26 protein-coding genes are annotated in these 21,525 nt (G+C 56.0%); 18 read left to right on the top strand and 8 right to left on the bottom strand.

The genetic code is table 11. The features are described 5' to 3' along the window. Positions 1–39: 39 nt before the first annotated feature. Complete coding sequence (locus tag JTJ32_RS11890; RefSeq protein ID WP_210042152.1) at positions 40–813, bottom strand: NYN domain-containing protein; 774 nt, start codon at positions 811–813, stop codon at positions 40–42. 130 nt (positions 814–943) lie between these two features. Here JTJ32_RS11890 and JTJ32_RS26755 point away from each other — a divergent pair, with 130 nt between their 5' ends. Together JTJ32_RS26755 and JTJ32_RS11885 are read left to right on the top strand one after the other, a co-directional pair. Further along, on the top strand, positions 944–1,429 hold the full coding sequence (locus tag JTJ32_RS26755) for a surface-adhesin E family protein (protein ID WP_408004594.1): 486 nt from the start codon (positions 944–946) through the stop codon (positions 1,427–1,429). A 161-nt stretch (positions 1,430–1,590) separates the two neighbouring features. Next, positions 1,591–1,929 (top strand): hypothetical protein, encoded by a 339-nt coding sequence (locus JTJ32_RS11885; RefSeq protein WP_210042151.1) that lies wholly within the window; start codon positions 1,591–1,593, stop codon positions 1,927–1,929. Positions 1,930–2,044: 115 nt separating this feature from the next. On the opposite strand, the gene JTJ32_RS11880 is transcribed toward JTJ32_RS11885, so the two are convergent. Then, positions 2,045–2,251, bottom strand: a complete 207-nt coding sequence (locus JTJ32_RS11880) for a hypothetical protein (RefSeq protein WP_210042150.1) — start codon at positions 2,249–2,251, stop codon at positions 2,045–2,047. A 49-nt stretch (positions 2,252–2,300) separates the two neighbouring features. Here JTJ32_RS11880 and JTJ32_RS11875 point away from each other — a divergent pair, with 49 nt between their 5' ends. The 4 genes from JTJ32_RS11875 to JTJ32_RS11860 all read left to right on the top strand — a co-directional run bounded on the left by JTJ32_RS11875 (position 2,301) and on the right by JTJ32_RS11860 (position 6,057). Then, on the top strand, positions 2,301–2,876 hold the full coding sequence (locus JTJ32_RS11875; RefSeq protein WP_210042147.1) for a hypothetical protein: 576 nt from the start codon (positions 2,301–2,303) through the stop codon (positions 2,874–2,876). 626 nt (positions 2,877–3,502) lie between these two features. After that, a complete protein-coding gene (locus tag JTJ32_RS11870) occupies positions 3,503–4,180 on the top strand; it encodes a GNAT family N-acetyltransferase (RefSeq protein ID WP_210042146.1) in 678 nt (225 codons plus the stop codon). Then, positions 4,173–4,997 carry an ImmA/IrrE family metallo-endopeptidase gene (locus JTJ32_RS11865; protein WP_210042145.1) on the top strand — a complete coding sequence of 275 codons (825 nt, stop codon included), beginning with the start codon at positions 4,173–4,175 and terminating at the stop codon, positions 4,995–4,997. Before JTJ32_RS11870 ends, JTJ32_RS11865 begins: the two co-directional genes overlap by 8 nt. After that, a complete protein-coding gene (locus JTJ32_RS11860) occupies positions 4,990–6,057 on the top strand; it encodes a beta family protein (protein ID WP_210042144.1) in 1,068 nt (355 codons plus the stop codon). The genes JTJ32_RS11865 and JTJ32_RS11860 overlap by 8 nt, the downstream gene beginning before the upstream one ends. Here JTJ32_RS11860 and JTJ32_RS11855 read toward each other — a convergent pair. The 3 genes from JTJ32_RS11855 to JTJ32_RS11845 all read right to left on the bottom strand — a co-directional run bounded on the left by JTJ32_RS11855 (position 6,038) and on the right by JTJ32_RS11845 (position 7,815). Further along, positions 6,038–6,667 (bottom strand): sce7726 family protein, encoded by a 630-nt coding sequence (locus JTJ32_RS11855; RefSeq protein ID WP_210042143.1) that lies wholly within the window; start codon positions 6,665–6,667, stop codon positions 6,038–6,040. The genes JTJ32_RS11860 and JTJ32_RS11855 overlap by 20 nt on opposite strands. Positions 6,668–7,236: 569 nt before the next feature. Next, on the bottom strand, positions 7,237–7,467 hold the full coding sequence (locus JTJ32_RS11850) for a hypothetical protein (RefSeq protein WP_210042141.1): 231 nt from the start codon (positions 7,465–7,467) through the stop codon (positions 7,237–7,239). A gap of 111 nt (positions 7,468–7,578) precedes the next feature. Further along, positions 7,579–7,815: a helix-turn-helix domain-containing protein gene (locus JTJ32_RS11845; protein WP_210042139.1), complete on the bottom strand. Its 237-nt coding sequence runs from the start codon at positions 7,813–7,815 to the stop codon at positions 7,579–7,581. A 282-nt stretch (positions 7,816–8,097) separates the two neighbouring features. Here JTJ32_RS11845 and JTJ32_RS11840 point away from each other — a divergent pair, with 282 nt between their 5' ends. Together JTJ32_RS11840 and ycaC are read left to right on the top strand one after the other, a co-directional pair. Continuing rightward, positions 8,098–8,517: a hypothetical protein gene (locus JTJ32_RS11840; RefSeq protein WP_210042137.1), complete on the top strand. Its 420-nt coding sequence runs from the start codon at positions 8,098–8,100 to the stop codon at positions 8,515–8,517. A 254-nt stretch (positions 8,518–8,771) separates the two neighbouring features. Further along, a complete protein-coding gene (gene ycaC / locus JTJ32_RS11835) occupies positions 8,772–9,398 on the top strand; it encodes an isochorismate family cysteine hydrolase YcaC (RefSeq protein ID WP_210042136.1) in 627 nt (208 codons plus the stop codon). A 74-nt stretch (positions 9,399–9,472) separates the two neighbouring features. Here the strand turns inward: ycaC and JTJ32_RS11830 are convergent, their stop codons facing one another. Then, a complete protein-coding gene (locus JTJ32_RS11830; RefSeq protein ID WP_099228611.1) occupies positions 9,473–9,907 on the bottom strand; it encodes an HIT family protein in 435 nt (144 codons plus the stop codon). Between the two features lie 119 nt (positions 9,908–10,026). Between JTJ32_RS11830 and JTJ32_RS11825 the strand changes: the two genes are divergently transcribed. The 10 genes from JTJ32_RS11825 (at position 10,027) to JTJ32_RS11780 (ending at position 19,443) form a co-directional block, all read left to right on the top strand. Continuing rightward, a complete protein-coding gene (locus tag JTJ32_RS11825) occupies positions 10,027–10,482 on the top strand; it encodes a VOC family protein (protein WP_099228612.1) in 456 nt (151 codons plus the stop codon). 271 nt (positions 10,483–10,753) lie between these two features. After that, positions 10,754–11,971 carry a methyl-accepting chemotaxis protein gene (locus tag JTJ32_RS11820; protein ID WP_210042135.1) on the top strand — a complete coding sequence of 406 codons (1,218 nt, stop codon included), beginning with the start codon at positions 10,754–10,756 and terminating at the stop codon, positions 11,969–11,971. 9 nt (positions 11,972–11,980) lie between these two features. Then, positions 11,981–12,349 (top strand): response regulator, encoded by a 369-nt coding sequence (locus JTJ32_RS11815; protein WP_005895634.1) that lies wholly within the window; start codon positions 11,981–11,983, stop codon positions 12,347–12,349. A 23-nt stretch (positions 12,350–12,372) separates the two neighbouring features. Beyond that, on the top strand, positions 12,373–12,663 hold the full coding sequence (locus tag JTJ32_RS11810) for an STAS domain-containing protein (protein WP_099228614.1): 291 nt from the start codon (positions 12,373–12,375) through the stop codon (positions 12,661–12,663). Between the two features lie 42 nt (positions 12,664–12,705). Then, entirely contained in the window at positions 12,706–14,790 is a 2,085-nt protein-coding gene (locus JTJ32_RS11805; RefSeq protein WP_210042134.1) for a chemotaxis protein CheA, read from the top strand. Between the two features lie 30 nt (positions 14,791–14,820). Further along, positions 14,821–16,479 carry a methyl-accepting chemotaxis protein gene (locus JTJ32_RS11800; RefSeq protein ID WP_184322213.1) on the top strand — a complete coding sequence of 553 codons (1,659 nt, stop codon included), beginning with the start codon at positions 14,821–14,823 and terminating at the stop codon, positions 16,477–16,479. A 36-nt stretch (positions 16,480–16,515) separates the two neighbouring features. Next, positions 16,516–17,055, top strand: a complete 540-nt coding sequence (locus JTJ32_RS11795; RefSeq protein WP_099228617.1) for a chemotaxis protein CheW — start codon at positions 16,516–16,518, stop codon at positions 17,053–17,055. A gap of 9 nt (positions 17,056–17,064) precedes the next feature. Next, positions 17,065–17,874 carry a CheR family methyltransferase gene (locus JTJ32_RS11790; RefSeq protein WP_099228618.1) on the top strand — a complete coding sequence of 270 codons (810 nt, stop codon included), beginning with the start codon at positions 17,065–17,067 and terminating at the stop codon, positions 17,872–17,874. Next, complete coding sequence (gene cheD, locus JTJ32_RS11785) at positions 17,871–18,404, top strand: chemoreceptor glutamine deamidase CheD (protein ID WP_210042133.1); 534 nt, start codon at positions 17,871–17,873, stop codon at positions 18,402–18,404. The genes JTJ32_RS11790 and cheD overlap by 4 nt, the downstream gene beginning before the upstream one ends. Continuing rightward, positions 18,367–19,443 (top strand): protein-glutamate methylesterase/protein-glutamine glutaminase, encoded by a 1,077-nt coding sequence (locus JTJ32_RS11780; protein WP_099228620.1) that lies wholly within the window; start codon positions 18,367–18,369, stop codon positions 19,441–19,443. Before cheD ends, JTJ32_RS11780 begins: the two co-directional genes overlap by 38 nt. Positions 19,444–19,485: 42 nt before the next feature. Here the strand turns inward: JTJ32_RS11780 and JTJ32_RS11775 are convergent, their stop codons facing one another. Together JTJ32_RS11775 and JTJ32_RS11770 are read right to left on the bottom strand one after the other, a co-directional pair. Continuing rightward, complete coding sequence (locus tag JTJ32_RS11775; protein WP_210042132.1) at positions 19,486–20,412, bottom strand: Gfo/Idh/MocA family protein; 927 nt, start codon at positions 20,410–20,412, stop codon at positions 19,486–19,488. A gap of 123 nt (positions 20,413–20,535) precedes the next feature. Next, the gene (locus JTJ32_RS11770) at positions 20,536–21,312 is read right to left on the bottom strand and encodes a DeoR/GlpR family DNA-binding transcription regulator (RefSeq protein ID WP_210042131.1); all 777 of its coding nucleotides are present in this window, start codon (positions 21,310–21,312) and stop codon (positions 20,536–20,538) included. Positions 21,313–21,525: the final 213 nt, after the last annotated feature.

The raw sequence follows: 21,525 nt of genomic DNA, 5'->3' as shown, positions 1-21,525 counted from the left end.
AATTTGAAAGCGTTCACAATAGCTCAGGAACCATCGCTATCACGATGTGCTTGACTCGGTTTGGGGGTGAGCTGCGGCGCTCGATTTCCGAGGGTTCTTGATGAACATGGCTGTGCCGCCGTGGCGCATGTCGATCTCGAAAAGCTCAGAGGTTCTGATAAGGTCGCCTAGCGTCCGGTGCCCATAGTTCACTGCTGAGAACGAGCTGTTATTGCGTATGAATTCACCGACCTTGCTCAGATGCGACCACCCTGCATCGTCAGCGGTTTTTTCTGCTGCGGTCCTGAGCAGCCGCACGAGTGAGGTGTCGCTACGCAGCTCGTTGCGTGTGCGCTTCGTCGATTTGAGTGGCTCACCCTCTGCAGCTTTCTCCTGATCGTCGCTCATCAGGTTCTCGGTGTAGATAAACTGCGAGCAAGCATCCACGAACGGCTTTGGAGTCTTCTTCTCGCCGAAGCCATACACTGGCAACCCGCTTTCGAGAAGGCGCAGCACGAGCGGTGTAAAGTCGCTGTCGCTCGTCATGAGCGCAAAAGCATCGACGTTCTTGCTGTATAGCAAGTCCATTGCGTCAATGATCATCGCCGAGTCAGTGGCGTTCTTGCCCTTGGTGAAAGCAAACTGCTGCATGGGCCGGATGGCGTATGGATGAACCTTCTCGACCCACCCTGCGAGGTGTGGAGAACTCCAGTTGCCGTGGGCATGCCTAATGTTCACCATGCCGTATTTCGCAAGCTCGTCGAGCACACCGCCTATTGCGGCATGGCTTACGTTGTCACAGTCAATCAGCAGCGCTATCCGTTTCGACTCCACAGCTCATCCCTTACCAGTGTCTTTCGAGCCGTCACTATGTCATCAGGCCAGTATGAGCGGCAAGGTTGCTTGCTGTCTTAATCAGCCGCTGGGATGATGCCAGTCCTCATTCACTCTGCAGGGACTGCCAGTGACCTTTATCCGCTCCATCCTCAGTGGCTACGCCGCAATACTGCCATTGGTGGCCATAGGCGCTGATGGGCCAAAGAGCGCTCAGGATTTTCAAGCCTCGGACACATGGCATGAGGTATTCAAAGGCGCGAATGATCAGACCGTGTCTACGAAAGGGGCTATCCGCACTGACGCTGGCCGGTATGAGGTTTGGTTCAAGATCGACTCTCCGCTACCGCCCATATGCCGTGGCAATGCATTTGCTCGAAGCCCAGCGGATTCTGTCATCTGTGAAAGCGAAAAGCGTTCGAAGACTGAGAGCAGTGTTAGCTACTACGAGATCAACTGTGCGAGAGGCACGTCGAGGATCACTCAGTCGATTGATTACAATTTCGAGGGTGAGGTGATTACGCAGTCGGACAATGAGAGCGCGAAATGGACACGCCCGTATCCTGACTCGATTGGCGAGGGACTGAATAGGCTGTTCTGCGAGAAGCGTGACTAGGGCTTCATTCTGAATCTGCTCTGAATACGTTCGAAACGGGTTTCTGATTTCGTTCTGAGCTGATCCTCAACGTGTTCAAATTTCGGCAAGAGGTTGGCACCTGTTTGATGCAACGAAGGGGAAATAAGGGAATCATCGGCAGGTTGAGAAGCATAGTCGGATTGGAAATTGAGGAAGCCTTTCGTCGGTGGTCTGCTGCTGAGCTTGCTGAAAAGAAAGCTTACCTCGAGAGCAAACGCCCTGATGCTTTCACGGTTGAGGACCATTACCTTTCTGCTGAGTGGGTGATTCAAAGATACCTGCCCGAAGGAGATGAGCCTACAAATGAGCAATGGTCAAAAAAAATCAAAGAGATAAGGCGAAAAATCGACATAAATATCGAAATGGCTGCGGCTGGAAAGTCACACCAAAAACAGCCTGACTCGTCAGATGAAGGCGATCCAGATTTTCAGCATGGGGCCACGGTGAATTCTCAATTTGCCTACGTCCGGACCGCCTAGTGCCACTACACCAGGTAGACCGTTCACCAGGCGGAAGATACGGGCTCCCCGAACTCAGCGATAGGCTGCCAAACCAATTCCAGACCGATCATGCAATGGGGACTTGTTTGCTGAGTCATTGAGGTCCTGATGATGGAACGCCAACCGGAGGAGCCTTGCGACTCACCTCGACGACACACGAGGCTCTATCACCCACTTTGGCTGTTTTTGCTTTGCGCAAAACGCCAGAGCGATAATTTTCTTCAATGGCTTGTAACACGGCACCGCCCATCAGCCTGAGGGAGATTTCACGGCCGATGGAGTCAATTAGTGATTGACGCATTTCTGATCCCCCTCTTGAGAGAGGGACCGTCTCCGGCCATGAACTAACGATGCAGCTCGTCGAAAGGCAGATTAGCGCGGGCGCTCTCGAGAAACCCATCCTCATCTTCAAACTTTTCACACACGTACTCACCTTCACGATTTCGATAGCCTACAGCAAGATCTGTCAGATGCTCTCGGTGGATCATGTATGCCGCTGTGGCCCTGGCCTGGCTGGCGTACTCCGAGCCTTGAAAAACAGCCCTCAACCCTCCCATAGCCAAATCACTGATTTCGTTTTGCTCTCGCAAGAAACCAATGAAAAGCTGCTGCCGGTCGGCCAGCTCCGCTTTGACGCCGCGTGGCCGACCGTCCTCGTGCTCGATCCCAAAGATAAAGGCAGCACCGTGGACTCAACGAACACCACATCTCGGAACACCTGGCAGTCTCTGCCTGGAGCACACGCCTTGATATCGGCTATCCATAGCTCGTCGGAACTGTTGTCTGTGAATTTCATCACTAGACGCGGAACAGAAGCTGCAAAAATTGTGGCAGCCAATCTGGCATCACTCATCGAGAGTATCTCCCATTCAGACTCAATTGCGGACGGTAGAAATCGACCAAGATCAGCCATCGCACCTATCTAATAAACCAAGAACGACTCAGGGTATGGGGCACGGACTGTGCCTCAAGCAAGTCACCGTTTACCTGGCATCGAATGCATTCAAGGCATGCAAGAGCCAGTGCAAACCATATGTTGCGCCCCCCACCCGAAAATTTTCTATCCTGCTCTAGCGGGGAGTCATCGCGCTCGTTGTAGATGACACTCAGGGTCGTGGGAATCACCTCAAGCCGTAGACACACGGTACTGGACAGCAATAGTATAGTGCCATCATGCAGGTGGACCAGCTACGGTCCAGCTGATGCGGAATTTTGGGAAGGCTCAGAAATGGATTTCACGCCCTTTATGGTCTGTGACGTAACGGCTAGACCCTCCTACTCCATTCGTGGACTCGCTGGCGTTCCTGCGTCGTACATAGAACGTGGCGGAAATCCAAAAATCGCCTGGCAAATCCACAATCTTCCACGCTCACTATTGCGTTATACGATCCGCTTGGCCAAGACATTCAACTGCCTAGCTACTTGGATCCTGCTTATCCAGCAAGTCAGTACCCAAAGGTTGATAAGGGCTCATAATTTCGACACATCAGCCCTAGACAGGGATATCCGCTCTGCCTAATAGAACCCATAATTTTTTGAGGCGCGGTGTTATATGGACATACAAAGTATCAAGACCCTTATTGCTTCACTCCCTCCGGCCTCAGCTTTTGCTTCTGGCGTTAAGACAAACACTGTCGGCCAAAGCGTTTCATTTGAACTATTGCACGGATGGGACATTTCGCTAGCGAATAAATGCGATACCGAGTGGACTGCCAAAAATATAGAAATACTCTACTGCGTAAAAAGCTCAACTACAAGCGAGGCGGAGTTAATAAAAAAAATATCCGAACTGCACATGGAAGATGCCCACTGGAGATGGACCGCAAAAGCTATCCATCACAGCACACAGGAATACAACTGGTTTTTCTATCTGGCTGAAGATGCTGTTCAGGCAGCCTGCCTCATATACCATCCCAAAGATAGCGTTATAGATGGTCAAGGAATTTTCTACATTGAGTATGTAGCTGTCGCACCTTGGAATAGGCCTAACCCGCTGAGCAACGCACGTTTCAAGGGGGTCGGATCAGATCTGATTAGGTATGCGTCAAAATACGCTACTGAGACCTTAGGGTTGCGTCCTGGATTTTCGTTGCACTCTCTACCAAAAGCCGCCGCCTATTACGACAAAATCGGCATGATATGCTTTCCAGACAGAAAAAAAGAAAGCTTGGATTATTACGAGATGGCCAGAGACGTCGCTCTAGAATTTGGGGCAACAGTAAATGGATGATAACCATGAGCTAGAGGATTTTTTCGTCTCTACATCTGACTGCACTCCGGAGCGACTGTTAGAGGCGTTAGAAAATTATTCTGCCATCTCGAAAAAACTAGCGAATAACGACCCCCTTATTTTTAAGGATCTGCTTTCGGGAGCGATGAATAACGCATTATTCAGGCGTAGTGATACAGGCAAAGAAACTGAGGTATTCTGCTGGCTTTCACAGGTTCAGCGCTATGCTGAAATTGTCGTTTCTACTGGGAAAGTTAAGCGATTCGAAGGTCTTGATAAAGACACCTTGAAAAATATATGCAGACTATCTCTGGACAGCAAAAACACCAAACATATATCTAGTTCTCTATGGGCGCTTGGTATAGTTCTGATTTATCTGCCTCAAACCGCAGGAATGAAAACTGACGGAGTATTCTTCAAACTCGAAGGTGGCACCCCTGTAATAGGCATGACACTCAGATATGATCGATATGACTATTTCTGGTTCACGCTAATGCACGAGCTATCCCACATTTCAATGCACTATGATCGATTTGAGGGTGCGCACTTCGATTCCCTTGAGGATATTGGCGAAGATATCACCGAGCTAGAAGCAAACCAGCTTGCTAAAGAATCATTAATTAGCCGTAGCGATTGGCGATCTGCCTCTGCTCGCAGGCATCGTAATGAAGAAGAACTATATAAAGACGCAGAAAAACTTTCGATACACCCTGCAATCCTCGCAGGCCTTATAAGGCACGAATCAGGGAATTTCTCTCTGTTCAGCAGAATTATTCACGAGATTAGCGTCACAAGGATGATAAGTGAAGATGCCTAAGTACATTCCGTTTCTCAAAGCCAAAGCTAATGAGTTTGGAGCAGTCAAATCTCTTAGCAAAGAAAGAAAACAGCTAATAGTCCCTTTTTTCGATCTTCCTCTGAAAAAAGATATGGATGCGACAAGTTTGACGAAAAACATAGAGACAGCTTCTCGAAAATTCTGCCTAAACACAAAGGGCATACCTGAGTATTTCGTAGACGATTACGATATCCCGGATTCGATCCTTATAGGAGGCCGCCCCAGCTATGAATATTTCGCCGCTCGCATGCACGCGCAGGGCCTCAGCTTCAACCCCGTTGTTGGCGTAGATCGCACCGTCGACCGAAATGCCTGCGTTTTCACGCCAGCGATCACTAAGGCTGGAAAAAACAGACGTATTGCTTTAAGAGTCTCTAGTGAAGACTTGATCAGCTACAACCTCATTAGAACAGACATTCTGCATCTCATAGCGATGGGGCAAGGTATCTACGATCACTGGGTACTTGTCATTGATAATAGAGTTTGCAAAGGGGTCGACGCGACAGTTCGGGCAGCTCAGATCAAGGCGTTTTGCCTCGCTGCCGCTTTAGATCACGCATATGAGGCCATCGTAATTACTGGGTCTAGTCTTCTACCCGCCATCGGTGGGATACTTTCAACCAACAATGAGATACACCTTTTACGCACCGAGACGGTCATTTACAAGACCTCTATTATAGGCCTCAATGGTCATAAGGTAATCTTTGGTGACTACACCATTGTAAGCCCCGACTACTCCGACTCTGACATCGACCCACGCAACATGTTAAACGTTACCGCCCCCAAGGTCGTCTACTCTTATGATGACAGGCATTACATTGTGCGCGGAGGGGGTATCAAGACGCATCCGAGAGGATTCAAACAATATAATGACATCGCAGCCACTATAGTAGCGAAGACTTTTTTTCGACACGGAAACTCGGAGGGTGACCTGTATTTGGTTCAGAAGGCGGCGGGGCTTGGATCAACAGTTATGCCAGGGAGTATTTTGAAGCCTACAATAAACTCGCACATTGCATTCATGCTTGATGTTTTATAAGACTTCTTAGCACAAGAGCCTGGCCTATCGTAAGGCTGAGCTCTTGGGTCCCATAAGCTTGAGAAATCAAAAATGACAGGGCATTTCTATTTATCTTAGCTTGCACTTTTTCTTCGATCTTACTAGCAATATCAAAAAGCTCATCTCGCCAGAGCGTTAGCAAGGCCACCTGCTTATCAAACGAAGGATTTTTTAAAGCTTGGCGAACAGGTTTGAAAACGACAACTCCTTTAGAGTTGCATTTTGCCTCAAGCACACCCCAGTGATCGGGCGCGATTTTGATTGCTTTGGACATATGTTTAGAGGTAGTCACTAAAGTGACTTTTCGGAAAGCGAGGTTATAGTAAACTCCTTGCTGAGCAATTCTTTCAACCTTGTCACCATCCCCCTTGATCTCATAGCAATGAGCCTCTCTATGGATCGCAACTACATCTGCAATAGCATTGCCATTATGAATACGCAGTTCTTCAATAACAGCTTTAGGCTGTGGGTATGCATTTCTAAGCCTACTTACCAACGCGGCACGGATCAATGGGTCATTTAACATAGCAGGCAACACACTCACAACATTATCATCGCTTAATAGTACATTGCGCACGAGTACCGACATAGGCCATGCCACAGAAAGCCAAAGCCAGAAGCAATTGTATCATTGACTTGCGGGAGGCGCGTCAGTCCAGGTGCTGGAATATCTTAATCCCACGCTTGCTGCCAGCCAGTCTGACGCATCGGTAGCTCAGGCGCGCGCTCGTGCAGATGCACTGATCGACGTAGCCCCACTTCAACCAGTCTTCAGCTTCCTAGAGGTCATTGGTAGCAGGTATCTGTCCGATGTGCTGCGGAGGTATCAGAGACCTTCCCGACTCTGAGCCGACCATGAGTCGCATGACTGTGATCGCATACGATCTCTAAGCTTCAAAAATCGGTACACTCAAGGTACGGTAACCAGCTTTAGCAACCTTCTCAAAACTACGCTCAACACCACGTGTCACAGGGCCCTCAGCTATGCCAACCTACATTTACCTACGACAGCTTTCTCTAGGCATACCTGCTCGCCCAGCAACTCATAATCCTTTGGTCCACGGCTCCAGTCTGTGTGGGCCCCAAAAAATGGCATACGTTCCAGAACCTTAAGCCATTACCTTTCTAAATAGCCCCTTTCCCTATTCAACCTTTCCATCAGATCGATTCACCATCGATTCGCACGCTGGCTTTGCCACTGTCCGAGTTCGGAATCCGCACTTCTACATGCTTACCTGAGTCGGTAGTGACGGTGATCACGACGCTCTTGGGAGGCGGACGCATGTCATCTCCGCATATCAGCAACACCGCATCCTCGCCGGAAGCGTTTTCATCGAGAGGGTCCCATAGGTCGCCGTTCACAAGCGGTGCACTGATTTTGATCGACATCCTGTTTCTCCATTGAGTTATTCGCTTGTAGTGATCAGCAACGCCCGACCAGAACATCTAGCTTTCCCGACCCGTGCCGGGACAGGACCACTACCCACCCTGCCACTACCCTTACTCAGCACCAACCTGACCGCAATCGGGAGCCGTGTCCCCCGTCATCAACCACAGCGTGTACTTCTTGAAATCCGGGTGATTGGTCACTTTGCAAAGCGCCCCGTACCCCATCTCAAACATCGACGCCTCGTATTTTTTATACGTGCTGAGGCTGATGCCTACCCGCTCGCAAAATTCGGACTGGGTTAACCCCTCCGCGCGCCGGATCGCTTTCAATTTAATCGCCAAATCCACAAATCACCTTCTTGACAGGTTCCTATATAGGGCACATTATGTGGAACCCATATAGGAACCCATATCACCATCACCGCTGGAGAGATTATCAGAACACCGCTCTTGACCTGCATGGCCTGCGTAACCACAGGTGAACGGCCAGCCATTTCTGTTTAAAAAAGGCTGAACCCTCAGCTTTCAAAAACACACATCAACCAAAAAACGGTGCACAAGCGCCAACGGGATCGGCTTGCCCGAAAAAACCCAAGACTCTGCGTCTTCAACTATCCAAGGAGGTATCACATGACAAAAATCACTCTGCACTGCCTGTCGCAACTCCAACCTCGCCCCGAGCACGCCACTGATCACACCGGTAAACGTCGAGGCAAACTGACGGCGATTGCCTGGTGCCGCTCAAGTCGCTCCGGTAAAGGGGCTGTGTGGGTATGTCGTTGTGATTGCGGGCTGTTCGAGTATCGACGACCTGGGACATGGGCGAGCAGGGTTTCACCCGATGACATGTGTGACACGTGTCTGCGGGAAAAAGGGCCGAATGCCAGGGATACCGCTTCGCAGCGGCTGCAGCGATGGGTGGATAGCTTGCGTGATCTCGGTCTGACCGATTCGGAAATTGCCCGGATTCAGATGCCGGGCATGATGGTGGAGACCAGAGGCAGAACACTCTTTGAGATACGGGAGCAACTGGCCGAAAAACCAGCCTGAGGCATCTTTTGGCCAGGTTGTCGCTTCCAGTACCCAACGCCTTGGTAGCTGTCGCGAGATGTGTGTACAGATTGAGTCGCTGCGCGCCCCGTTGACATCAGCCTCTTGGATGCACACACATCTCGCCACCCTGACTGTCTCCTTCAGGTTGACAGACAAACCTTTTTCAAGCGCTTTTTCGACGCTCAGATGGACATTAATCTAGCCACACGTTGAAACGACAACCACTCACCACTTCGAAAAAGGATTCCACCATGAACAACGCCACTTACAACCGCCTGAACAAAGACGACGCCGTAGTTCTGCTGGTGGACCACCAGACCGGTCTTATTTCACTGGTGCAGGACTTCACCCCGAACGAGTTCAAGAACAACGTGTTGGCGTTGGCCGACGTGGCGAAGTTCTTTGAGCTGCCAACCATCCTGACCACCAGTTTCGAACAAGGCCCGAATGGTCCGCTGGTACCGGAACTCAAAGAGATGTTCCCGGACGCGCCTTACATCGCTCGCCCTGGCCAGATCAACGCCTGGGACAACGAAGACTTCGTCAAGGCGATCAAGGCCACTGGCCGCAAGCAACTGATCATTGCCGGTGTCGTGACGGATGTCTGTGTAGCCTTCCCGACGTTGTCGGCGCTGGCTGAAGGCTTTGATGTGTTCGTGGTGACCGACTCTTCCGGCACGTTCAACACGGCTGTGCAGCAGGCCGCCTGGAACCGCATGACACAGGCCGGCGCGCAGATGATGAACTGGTTCTCGGTGGCGTGTGAGTTGCAGCGTGACTGGCGCAACGATATCGAAGGTTTGGGCAATCTGTTGTCGCAGCGTATTCCGAACTATCGCAATCTCATGAACAGCTATGCAGCCTTGACTGCACGTTGACCGGTAATCGCAGGAGGGCATTTTGCCCTCCTGCATGCACCTCGATATCAACGCTGACTAAAGCGGTACCGCCCTCAGCTCGGCATTCCCCTCAACCTGAGCACTTCCCTCGCTTGAATCCCCCGCTCCTCTTCACTCAATGCCCGCTCGCAATATTCACGACTCAGGAAAAGTATCACGTCGTTCCCATCCGGCTCTGCGGCATACCCCGGATGACCTGCAACCTCCACAAGCAGTGCCTCGGTAACCGGCGCGACATGAAAATGCAAACTGAACCCGGCAGAGAATCCCAATTTATATATCACCACTTTTCGAGGCTCATACGCCCGCACCAGAAGCTGTTCTGTTCTGCGCAAAACACCTCCCAGCTCGGCCAGCGCCGCCTCGTTCAGGTTGCCCAGATCAGAAGCGGGTGCAACAGACGCAACCATCAGATAGCCGCGATATCGCGCATCACGTCGATGGCTGACACGCCAGTGCCCGGTCTCAAAGATGTCCCACTCAGTCATACGCCCCTCCTCTGGTCCCTTATCTGTAACTGACTCACAACGGAAGATATGACATTGCACCTCAGGCATGCGAAATTGCAGGCACTTGTTATCCAACGTACCAGCAGGAAAGGCTCTCAATGGACCTGACATTCAGCCACATCGACGTTCTCGTCACCGACCTTGAAGAAGCTTGCGCTTATTACGCGCAGATCCTGCAAGCCAAAATCTCCAGAACCCTGATCTGGGAACGCGGCGGTCTGCATGTGCGTTATGCCATTGCGATGATCGGCACTGAACGCTTCATGCTGGTCCAGCCGTTGGCGGGGAATCTGAAGGACCTGCTGGATACGTCAGGCGAGGGCATGATTTATCGACATTGTTATTCGACGCCGGATATCGAGAAGGCTTACGACGAACTGATCGCAGCCGGTGTGCAACCGGAGGACGAGAACGGCAAACCGCTTGATCGCTCAAACCTGCAATCGCCGTCCGGGGGAAGGATTATCTGGCTGCCCAAACGGTTCGGGCATTTCTCGGTGGAGATTCTGGAAGAGAAGACGCTGGAGGCGTTTATCGAGGCGGCGTTTGCCTGAAGTCTAATAACGCGCGACTGACACACCGCACCAACCTCATCGCGGGCAAGCCCCCTCCCACAACTCGATGTTCGCCACGACACTGCGCAAGCTCCCCCTCCCCTCGCTATTTCCAGAATCACAGCTAAACCTAGTACAGGCGCATCATGCACTTCGTCACCCAATTGTCATCAACCGGACGGATGGCGCCTGTGCGCTCTCAAGTTGCCATGATCGAGGCAGATAACCCCTAAGTTGCTTTCATCCGCTGCAATGTTCAAGGATCGAACCTATGACGTCGAGTCAGTACGGCAGTACTCCAGGTCAAAGTCATCCACGTTTCCTCTGGTTTCCACTGGTCCCGGTGATCCCGGCCATTGCCTGGATTCTGACTCAGTCGGGCACCTCTCCTGCCAATCTTGCTGCCTGTGGCGTACTGGCCGTTCTGGGTGTCGGTGCCGGGGTGTGGAGTGCGCGTTCGCAACGTGAGCAGGCTGTGCGTCTGACCGCCGATGCGCTTACGCAGCATCAGTCCAATGACGCTGCAATCGGCGCGAAGGCTTCTCGGGCGCAGCTCAATGAAGTGCTGCTGGGTGCGATGCCGATCTGGGCCAAGCAGGTCGAAAGCTCGCGTCAGCAGACCGAGACCGCCATTATCGAGCTGACCAGTCGGTTCACCGGTATTTCCGAACGATTGCAGGAAACTGTTCAGGCGTCGCAGCAGGCCGCAGGTGAGCTGGACGGGCAGAATGCAGACGGCGCGCTCAAGGTGCTGGCGCAGAGTGACAGCGAGCTGAGCCAGGTCATCGATTCCCTGAAAGCCACGCAGGCCAGCCGCGACCAGACGCTGACTCAGGTGCGCAGCCTCACGGCCTATACCGGCGAGTTACGTACCATGGCGGCCGACGTTGCGGCCATCGCGGCGCAGACCAACCTGCTGGCCCTCAATGCGGCCATTGAAGCAGCCCGCGCCGGTGAAGCCGGGCGAGGCTTTGCGGTGGTGGCCGATGCGGTGCGCAGCCTGTCGAGCAAGTCCAGCGAGACCGGCCAGCAGATGTCGGCCAAGGTCGACATCATCAACAACGCAATCACCCAGTTGGTTGAGGCCGCCTCCAGCGGCGCGGATCAGGACAGCCATTCGGTGACCGAGTCCGAACAAAGCATTCAACACGTGCTGCAGCGTTTCCAGAGCATAACCGGACGTCTCGCCGAGTCCGCCGACCTGCTCAAGCAGGAAAGCTACGGCATTCGCGACGAGATGACCGAGGTGCTGGTCAGCCTGCAGTTTCAGGACCGAGTCAGTCAGATCCTTACCCACGTGCGCGACAACATTGACTCGCTGCACACCCATTTGCAGCAATCCAGCCAGTCTCCAGACGAAGCCGTCGCGATCAATGCCCGCGAGTGGCTGGCACGCATGGAATCCACTTACGCCACTGACGAACAGCGTCTTACACATCGCGGCGAATCAGCAGCGCAGCAGAATTCTCAGGAAATCACGTTCTTCTAGGAGCGAATCATGGCTAAGAGTGTATTGGTGGTCGACGACTCAAGCAGCGTTCGGCAGGTCGTCGGCATCGCGCTGAAAAGTGCGGGATACGACGTGATCGAAGCCAGCGACGGCAAGGATGCACTGGGCAAGCTCACCGGGCAGAAGGTCCACCTGATCATCAGCGACGTGAACATGCCGAACATGGATGGCATCACGTTCGTCAAGGAAGTGAAGAAGCTGGCCAGTTACAAGTTCACGCCCATCATCATGCTGACCACCGAGTCCCAGGAATCCAAGAAGGCTGAAGGCCAGGCTGCCGGGGCCAAGGCCTGGGTGGTCAAGCCGTTCCAGCCTGCACAGATGCTGGCGGCGGTCTCCAAACTCATTCTGCCCTGAGTGTCCGGGCCACGGAGGCCAGCATGCCGATGTTGAGCGAAACCACTGCTGACACCGTGCGTGTCAGCATCGATGGCGAACTGACGATTTACACCGTGACCGAGCTTGCTGCGGGCCTGCTGCCGCAGATGGGTGCCGCGCCGCGCATGGAGATTGACCTGTCGCAGGTGACGGAAATGGACGGCGCGGGGTTTCAACTGCTGGCGGTCATCGAGCGCGAGGCTGGCAGGACCGGCACCGCGCTCAGCCTGACCGGGCAGAGCAAGGCGGTCGTGGAAACATTCGAACTGTGTCATCCGGGTGCCTTCGCTTAGCGCCCGTTGCAGTGTGGTTCAGTGACCGAAAAGGAAGTTCACGTGAGCATTAATCTTGATCAGGCACAGCAGACGTTCATCGTCGAGGCGCGCGAGCTGTTGCTGGCCATGGAGGAATCCCTCCTGCAACTGGAAAGCGAGCCGGGCGATCAGGATGCCATCGGTGCGATATTCCGTGCGGCCCACACCATCAAGGGCTCTGCGGGGTTGTTCGGCCTGACGCCAATCGTCAGCTTTACCCATATTGTCGAAGACGTGCTCGACCGGTTGCGTGAAGGCAGCGTCTCGGTGGATGCGGCGTTGATCGCAGTGCTGCTCAGGTCCGGCGACCACATGCTTGAACTGATCGACGTGGTAGCCAGCCGCGGCGAGCAGCTTGCAGCCGCAGCGCTGGAGCGTGAAGCGGCGCTGCGTCAGGCCTTGCAGGCGTATCAGGCACCTGCGGAAGCGGCTGCCCGGCCTGTGCAGACGCCCACTGTCAGCGATGTGCAGACGTCCATGCTGTGGCACATTTCCCTGCGCTTTGGCGTGGACGTGTTTCGCAACGGCATGGACCCGCTGTCATTCCTGCGCTATCTCAATACGCTGGGCCAGATGGTCCAGGTCACGACGGTGACCGACAGCATTCCGGCTGTTGAGGAATGGGACCCTGAATCCTGCCACCTGGGTTTCGAGATCGACTTCCGCTCGGCAGCCGGGCACGCAGCAATCAATGAAGTGTTCGATTTCGTGCGCGAAGACTGTGCGGTAGAGATCACAGCCGTGAACGAAACCATCACAGCGACCGGCACCGATCTGATGTCGCAGAACGACAACAGCCCGGTCGTCAGCAGTGGCGAACTGCTGGGCGATCAGCGCGCCGTGCCGCGAGGCCCTGCACAGGTTTCCACAGAGCGCACCTCACCCGCGAACGAACAGAAGAACAAGGACGGCCGCTATGTGCGGGTCAACGCCGACAAGCTCGATGAACTGATCAATCTGGTCGGCGAACTGGTCATCGCCAGCGCTGGCGCGAATCTGCTGGCGCGCTCCTGCAACCATGCGCCGCTTCAGGAGGCCAGCTCGACGGTATCGGGGCTGGTCGAGGAAATACTCGATGGTGCCCTGCACCTGCGCATGATCCCCATCGGCGACACCTTCAACCGCTTCCGTCGAGTGGTGCGCGATGTCAGCCAGGAACTGGGCAAGGACATCGACCTGATTATCAGTGGCGCAGAGACCGAGCTGGACAAGACCGTGGTCGAAAAAATCGGCGACCCGCTGATGCACCTGTTGCGCAACTCCATGGACCACGGCATTGAAAGCGCTGAAGCGCGTCGTGCTTCAGGCAAGTCGGCAAAGGGTCATTTGAACCTCAACGCCTACCACGACTCGGGCAGCATCGTGATCGAGATTGCCGATGACGGCGCTGGCCTCAACCGCGAGCGGATTCTGGAGAAGGCTCAGGAGCGCGGACTGGTGGCCAGCGGTGCGGTGCTGACCGATCAGGAGATCTACAACCTGATTTTCGAGCCCGGTTTTTCCACTGCCGAGGCGGTCACCAATCTGTCCGGGCGTGGCGTCGGCATGGACGTGGTCAAGCGCAACATCACCCTGCTGCGCGGCACCGTGGACCTGGACAGCCAACCCGGCCAGGGCACCATCGTGCGGATCCGCCTGCCGCTGACGCTGGCGATCATCAACGGTTTTCTGGTCGGCATCGATCAATCGACGTATGTCATTCCTCTGGACATGGTTCAAGAGTGCATCGAGCTCGACGAACAGGACCTTCAGTCCAGCCGCGACAATGGCTATCTGGACCTGCGCGGCGAGGTACTGCCGCTGGTGTACCTGCGCGATCACTTCAATCACGAAGGTCCCGCCGCGCGCCGTCAGAATGTGGTGGTGGTGCGTTACGCAGAGCACAAGGCCGGGCTGGTGGTGGACGACCTGCTCGGCGAATTCCAGACCGTGATCAAACCGCTGGGCAAACTGTTCGGCGGCCTGCGTGGCATCAGCGGCTCGACCATTCTGGGCAGCGGCGCGGTGGCACTGATTCTCGACATACCGGCACTGCTCAACCAGATCGTCCAACTGGAAGCCCGCTCGACCCAAACCCCTTATTCGCTGTCGGCTGCGGCCCGCTGACGCGCCTGTATTTCCATGGAGGTAACCCCGATGAAATGGTTTTACGATCTGAAGATATCCACCAAGTTGATCACCTCCTTTCTGGTCGTGCTGGCGCTGACGGCGGCCATGGGCGTGTTCGCCATCATTCAGCTCGGGCAGGTCAACCAGACCGCTCAGGACATGAAGGAAAACTGGATGCCCTCCATGCGCGCCGCTTCGGGCATGCGCTTTTACGCCGCCAGCTACCGACTGAAGGAAAACCGGCACATCGCAGCCGATACGGAGCAGGAAAAGACCCAGATGGAGCAGGAGGCTGCCGAAGCGCGCAAGCAGTTCGAAACCCGCCTTGGCACCTATGAACATCTGCTGTCCAACGACACGGATCGCCAAATGCTCAACAGCGTGACCACTGCATGGTCCGCGTATCTGGTGGTCAGCAAAGAACTGTTCGACCTTTCACGGCAGGGTCTCGAGAATCAGGCTCGCACGCTGTTGAAGAACGAATCGAAACTGCACTTCGATGAAGCGACCAATCAGCTCCAGAAAATGGTCGAGTTCAACGATGCAGGCGCAACCACGGCCAGCGAGAAAGGCACAGCCCTGTATGAAAACGCACGCATCTCGATCATTGCAGTGCTGGTCGCTGCGCTGCTGATCGGGCTGGGCCTGGCGCTGTTCATCGCTCGTATCATTTCCCGTCCGCTCAAGGACGCCGCCATTGCCGCCGAGCAATTGGCCGAAGGCAATCTGAGCGCGCACATTTCGGAAGGTTCGAAAGACGAAACCGGGATGGTGCTCAACGCCATGCGCAACATGGTCGGCAAGCTGTCGCATATCATCGGCGAAGTGCGAAACGCCGCCGACAACCTGGCCAGCGCCTCGGAAGAAGTCAGCGCCACGGCTCAGTCCATGAGTCAGGCCACCAGCGAACAGGCCGCCAGCGTTGAAGAGACCAGCGCTTCGGTCGAACAGATGAGCGCCAGCATCAATCAGAACACCGAGAACGCCAAGGTCACCGACGGCATGGCCAGCAAGGCCGCCAAGGAAGCCACAGAAGGCGGCGATTCGGTGCAGCAGACCGTGGTGGCGATGAAAAAAATCGCTCAGCGCATCAGCATCATCGACGACATCGCCTACCAGACCAACCTGCTGGCCCTCAACGCGGCCATCGAAGCGGCCCGTGCGGGCGAGCACGGCAAGGGCTTTGCCGTGGTTGCCGCCGAAGTGCGCAAGCTGGCCGAGCGCAGCCAGGTGGCGGCTCAGGAAATCGGCGAGCTGTCTTCGAGCAGCGTGGACATGGCCGAGAAGGCCGGCAAGTTGCTGGACGAGATGGTGCCGTCGATCAACAAGACCTCGGATCTGGTGCAGGAGATCAGCGCTGCGTCCGAAGAACAGGCCGCAGGCGTGGCGCAGATCAATACCGCCATGACCCAACTCAACCAGGTGACGCAGCAGAACGCGTCGAGCAGTGAAGAGCTGGCGGCCACAGCCGAAGAGATGAGCAGCCAGGCCGAACAGCTGCAGCAGGCCATGAGCTTCTTCGTTTTGAGTCCGGCTTCCAGAGCGGCCGTGAACGACATCAGTGTCGACACCTCCGGCAGTACGCCGCCTCGCCAGCCGTCGCGCCCGGTCAAGACCGCCCCCAAAAAGGCGTTTGCCTACAACATGGCCAGCGCGCCGGATGAATCGGAATTCACCCGTTTCTGATCGCAGACCGGATACAGGTCATACAGGGAGAACGACATGGGCGCACTGGCCAAGACACACCAGACCGCATCCGCAGTGGAAGAAGAGGCGCAGTACCTGACCTTCATGCTCGGTGGCGAGATGTTCGCCATCGGCATTCTGGGCATCAAGGAAATCATCGAGTACGGCAGCCTGACCGTGGTGCCGATGATGCCCTCGTTCGTGCGCGGAGTGATCAACCTGCGGGGCGCTGTCGTGCCGGTGGTCGATCTGTCGGCGCGGTTTGGCCGGCAAAACTCGCAAACCACACGACGCAGTTGCGTGATCATCATCGAAGCCAGCACTGAAGACGGTCAGCCGCAGGACATCGGTCTGCTGGTCGATACGGTTTCGGCCGTGCTGGAAATTCCCGCTTCGCAGATCGAGCCGCCGCCCAATTTCGGCGCGCGCATTCGTGCCGACTTCATCAGCGGCATGGCCAAGGTCGAGGGCAAGTTCGTCATCGTGCTGGAGGTCGAGCGCGTGCTATCCATCGACGAGATGTCGAGCCTGGCCGAAGCAGGCCAGACGCCTGCTCTCGACTTCGACGCACACTGAGACTCGCACATGCCTGACACAGCCGCACTCAACGACCGCGAATTCGGCCAGTTCCAATCCTGGCTGTATCGCGCAGCGGGTATCAATCTGTCGCCTGCCAAGAAGGCGCTGGTGGCCGGACGCCTGTTCAAGCGTCTCAAGCACTATGAACTGAAAAGCTATGGCGACTATTTCAAGCTGATCATGACGGACCAGCGCCACGGTGAACTGCAGATCGCGCTGGACCTGCTGACGACCAACGAGACGTACTTCTTCCGGGAGCCCAAGCACTTCGATTTTCTGCGCCAACACGTGTTGCCCCTGGCAACGCCGGGCAAGACGTTTCGACTGTGGAGCGCTGCCAGTTCGTCCGGCGAAGAGCCCTACAGCCTGGCCATGACCCTGGCCGAAGGCTTGGGAACCACGCCCTGGGAAATCATCGGCTCGGACATCAGCACGCAGGTGCTGGCCAAGGCGCGCACCGGTCATTACCCCATGGAACGCGCCGGCACGCTTGCGCAGCCGTTGCTGGTCAAGTACTGCCTGAAGGGCACCGGGCGTCAGGAAGGCACCTTTCTGATCGAGAAGTCGCTGCGCAACCGGGTCAATTTCGTTCAGGTAAACCTCAACGAAACCCTGCCGGATCTGGGCGAATTCGACGTGATCTTTCTGCGCAACGTGATGATCTATTTCGATCAGGAAACCAAGAGCAAAGTCGTCGCGCGCCTGCTGCCGCGTCTCAAGTCGGGCGGTTTTTTCATCATCAGCCACTCGGAAAGCCTCAACGGTGTGAACGACACCCTGAAGCTGGTCGCCCCCTCGATTTACCGCAAACCATGAAAAAGCCTGTCGGCGCGGCCGAAGTGGTGCTGGCTCCCGGTGAAGTGAGCTTCGCGACCCGCCCTACCCGTCTGCGCACTCTGCTGGGGTCCTGCGTGGCAATCACCTTTTGGCATCCGCTGCGGCATATTGGCGGCATGTGCCACTTTATGCTTCCGGGACGCATCCGCAGAGGCCAGCCACTGGACGGCAAGTACGCCGATGAAGCACTCGAATTGCTGATCCGCCATGCCCGAATCAATGACACGCGGCCTGAGGACTATCAGGTCAAGCTGTTCGGCGGTGGCGAAATGTTTCCCTGCCATCGCAACGGTCTGCATAGGCATGACGTTGCCAATCTCAACATCAACGCCGCACTGAATCTCGCCGAGCAGCACCACTTGCACCTGATGGCCCAGGACATGGGCAGCACCGGCTACCGCAACATCATCTTCGACCTTTGGAACGGCAACGTCTGGGTCCGGCACACACCAACAGGGACCATCGAAAAAGATGCCAACCAAAAAAATCAGCGTACTGCTGGTCGATGACTCGGCCGTGGTTCGCCAGGTGCTGCTGGCGATCCTCAATGACACGCCCGACATGCATGTGATGGGTGCCGCTTCGGACCCGATCTTTGCCATGGACAAGCTGGCCAAGGAATGGCCGGACGTCATCGTGCTGGACGTGGAGATGCCGCGCATGGACGGCATCACCTTTCTCAAGAAGATCATGAGCGAGCGGCCGACGCCGGTGGTGATCTGCTCGTCGCTGACGCAGAAAGGCGCAGAAACCTCATTGCAGGCACTGTCCGCAGGCGCCGTGGAAATCATCACCAAACCCACCACAGGCCTGAAGAACTTTCTCATCGAGTCGGCAGCAGAATTGGTGACGGCGATCCGAGCGGCGGCCAACTCCAACGTCAGGAATCTGGGGAAACGGGCTGCGGTTCCGGTTCTGGCGCCCGCCAGCAAGCTCACTGCAGACGCCATCCTGCCCGCTGCCAACGGCCACGCCATGGCTCAGACAACCGAACGGATTGTCGCCATCGGTACCTCGACCGGGGGAACCCAGGCGCTGGAAGCTGTGCTGACGTCCTTGCCCCGGGTGTGTCCCGGCATGGTCATCGTCCAGCACATGCCGGAGAAATTTACCGCCTCGTTCGCGGCACGCCTCAACGATCTGTGTCAGATAGAAGTTCGCGAAGCGAAAAACAACGACCGGATCCTGCCCGGACTGGCGCTAATTGCGCCAGGCGGCAAGCACATGATGGTGACCCGCAGCGGCGCCTACTATCACGCCCAGGTCATCGACGGTCCGCTGGTCAACCGGCATCGGCCGTCGGTGGATGTGCTGTTTCGTTCGGTGGCCAAATTCGCGGGCAAGAACGCCACCGGGATCATCATGACCGGCATGGGCGACGACGGCGCGCGTGGTCTCAAGGAAATGCTCGATGCCGGCAGCTCGACTGTCGCTCAGGACGAAGCAAGCTGCGTGGTGTTCGGCATGCCCAAGGAAGCCATCAAACTCAACGCCGCGCAACGCATCATGCCGCTGCAGGAAATTCATCAGGCCATACTGCATCGTTAGGCCTGCGCATCAGGAAACCGAACCTGGAGAGCAACCCAGCCATCAATCGTAAAACGGCGCAACCGGCACCCGACTGCCCACGAAAAAGCTGTCCGCCACCAGCCGCAATGGTTGCAGGTCCAGGTCGCTCTTCCTATCGCCAATCAGTTGCTGAAAATGCCGATATACCACGGCGTATTCGCCCTCTTGCGAGACTGTCTGGCGCACGCCATCGATGCTCAACAACGCGCCGCCGTTATCCAGCCGCAGGACGCCTTCTGCGCAACGGATTTCAATGCTCCACAGTTCGTTTTGACCGTGGTCGAAGTCGAACTCGGCGCGGATGTCGAGGTGGCGGGCGTCGGACATCTTGATGTCAGCGGCGATGGGCGACTGGCAGTTGTCGGGGACACGCAGTTCGGCGGACTCGACGAACAGTTGCAGCGGTAACAGGTGGGTCAGAATCGACAGGGCATTGATGCCCGGATCGAAAACACCAAGACCGCCGGGCTGCCAGATCCACGCCTGGCCGGGGTGCCATTTGCGGACATCTTCTTTCCATTCGATCTTCACGCTTTTCAGGGTGCGCGTCGCGAGCCAGTCACGGGCCGCTTCGATGCCGGGTGCGTAGCGCGAATGCCAGGCGAACAGGCCGCAGACGCCTTGCTCGTGCACCTGATTCACCAGCTCCATGGCTTCACCCAACGTGGCGCACGGCGGTTTTTCGACCAGCACGTGTTTGCCAGCAGCGATGGCTTGCTGCACCAGCGCGAATCGGCCTTGAGGCGGTGTGCAGAACGCGATGGCGTCGACCTGCGGCCCGTTTTCGAGCAGTTCGGTCAGGGACTTGAAGTTCTCGACCCCGGCACAGGGCTGGCCCTGAGTGGCAACAGACACGAGCGTGAAGGCGGGGTTGGCGAGGATGGCCGGGACGTGCTGGTCCTGAGCGATCTTGCCGTAGCCCACCAGACCGAGACGAATGGGTTGCATCGGTGACTCCTGATTCTTGTACTTATTAGAGGGTGCGATTAATAGTCATACTAATTAGGGAGCAAATTAGACGTAAATGACGTGCCAGACAATGGGCAAACGCGACATACGTCAGTTTTCCGCTCAGGCTGCGGTCACGACATTGGCAATCCTGCCGAGAAACGGGTCGAGCCGCTCGCGTGGCGCGTCTTGCTCGACCACCAGCGCCGCCACGTCTTCGCACTGGGCTACCTGGTAATGAGCAACGCTGGACAGCTTTTCATTGGTCACGGCCACCACAATCTGACCGCTCGCTGCGACGACTGCGCGCTTGAACTCGGCGTCTTCCAGCCCGAATGCAGTGACGCCGTTGTCCGGGTCCAGCGCGCAGGCACCGAGGAAGCACAGGTCGAAGCTGAACTGGCGCAGTTGCCGGACCGCCGTCAGGCCGATCACGCCTCCCGCCGTCGGATTCAGGCGGCCACCCAGCAGAATCACTTCGGCGTTGGGCAATGCCATCAGTTGCACGGCAATCAGTGGCGAATTGGTGGTGAGGGTCAGGTGAAGCCGCGGATCAATGGCGCTGGCGATGGCAAAGTTGGTGGAACCGGCATCAATGAAGACATGCTGCCCGTCGCTGAGCAGGGAAGCTGCTGCCCGTCCGAGGCTGTCTTTACGTGTGGTGTCCTGCTGCACGCGTGCGGCCATGGGGCCTTCGGCACTGCGCAACAAGATGGCGCCGCCGTACACGCGCTTGCACAGCCCCGAGGCGGCCAGCGCGCTGAGGTCGCGGCGGATCGAGTGTTCAGACACGTTGAATTCGCTGGCCAGATCGGCCGCAATCACCCGGCCATAACGGGCCAGGCGCTCACTGATCAGCTGCTGGCGTTCGCCGGGAAAGGTTTCGTGGGTGGAAGTCATGACAATCTGAACCTGCATAAACGAGCATTAACGATCGCAAACGAGCGCTAATATGCCGGGCAGGGGGTGGAGCGTCAATCGGTGTGTAACGACCGATGTGGCGCCGAGCGTCCCGACGGCATGCCCACGCGGAGCACTGGTGTGATCAAACACCACCTCCGCGTGGGAACGCCGCTCATGACCCTATGCGCCCCGGAACTTCATGTTAATGCC

This window comes from Pseudomonas alliivorans (genome assembly GCF_017826695.1).
Classification (GTDB): domain Bacteria; phylum Pseudomonadota; class Gammaproteobacteria; order Pseudomonadales; family Pseudomonadaceae; genus Aquipseudomonas; species Aquipseudomonas alliivorans.
This window is presented reverse-complemented; position numbering and strand designations above follow the sequence as displayed.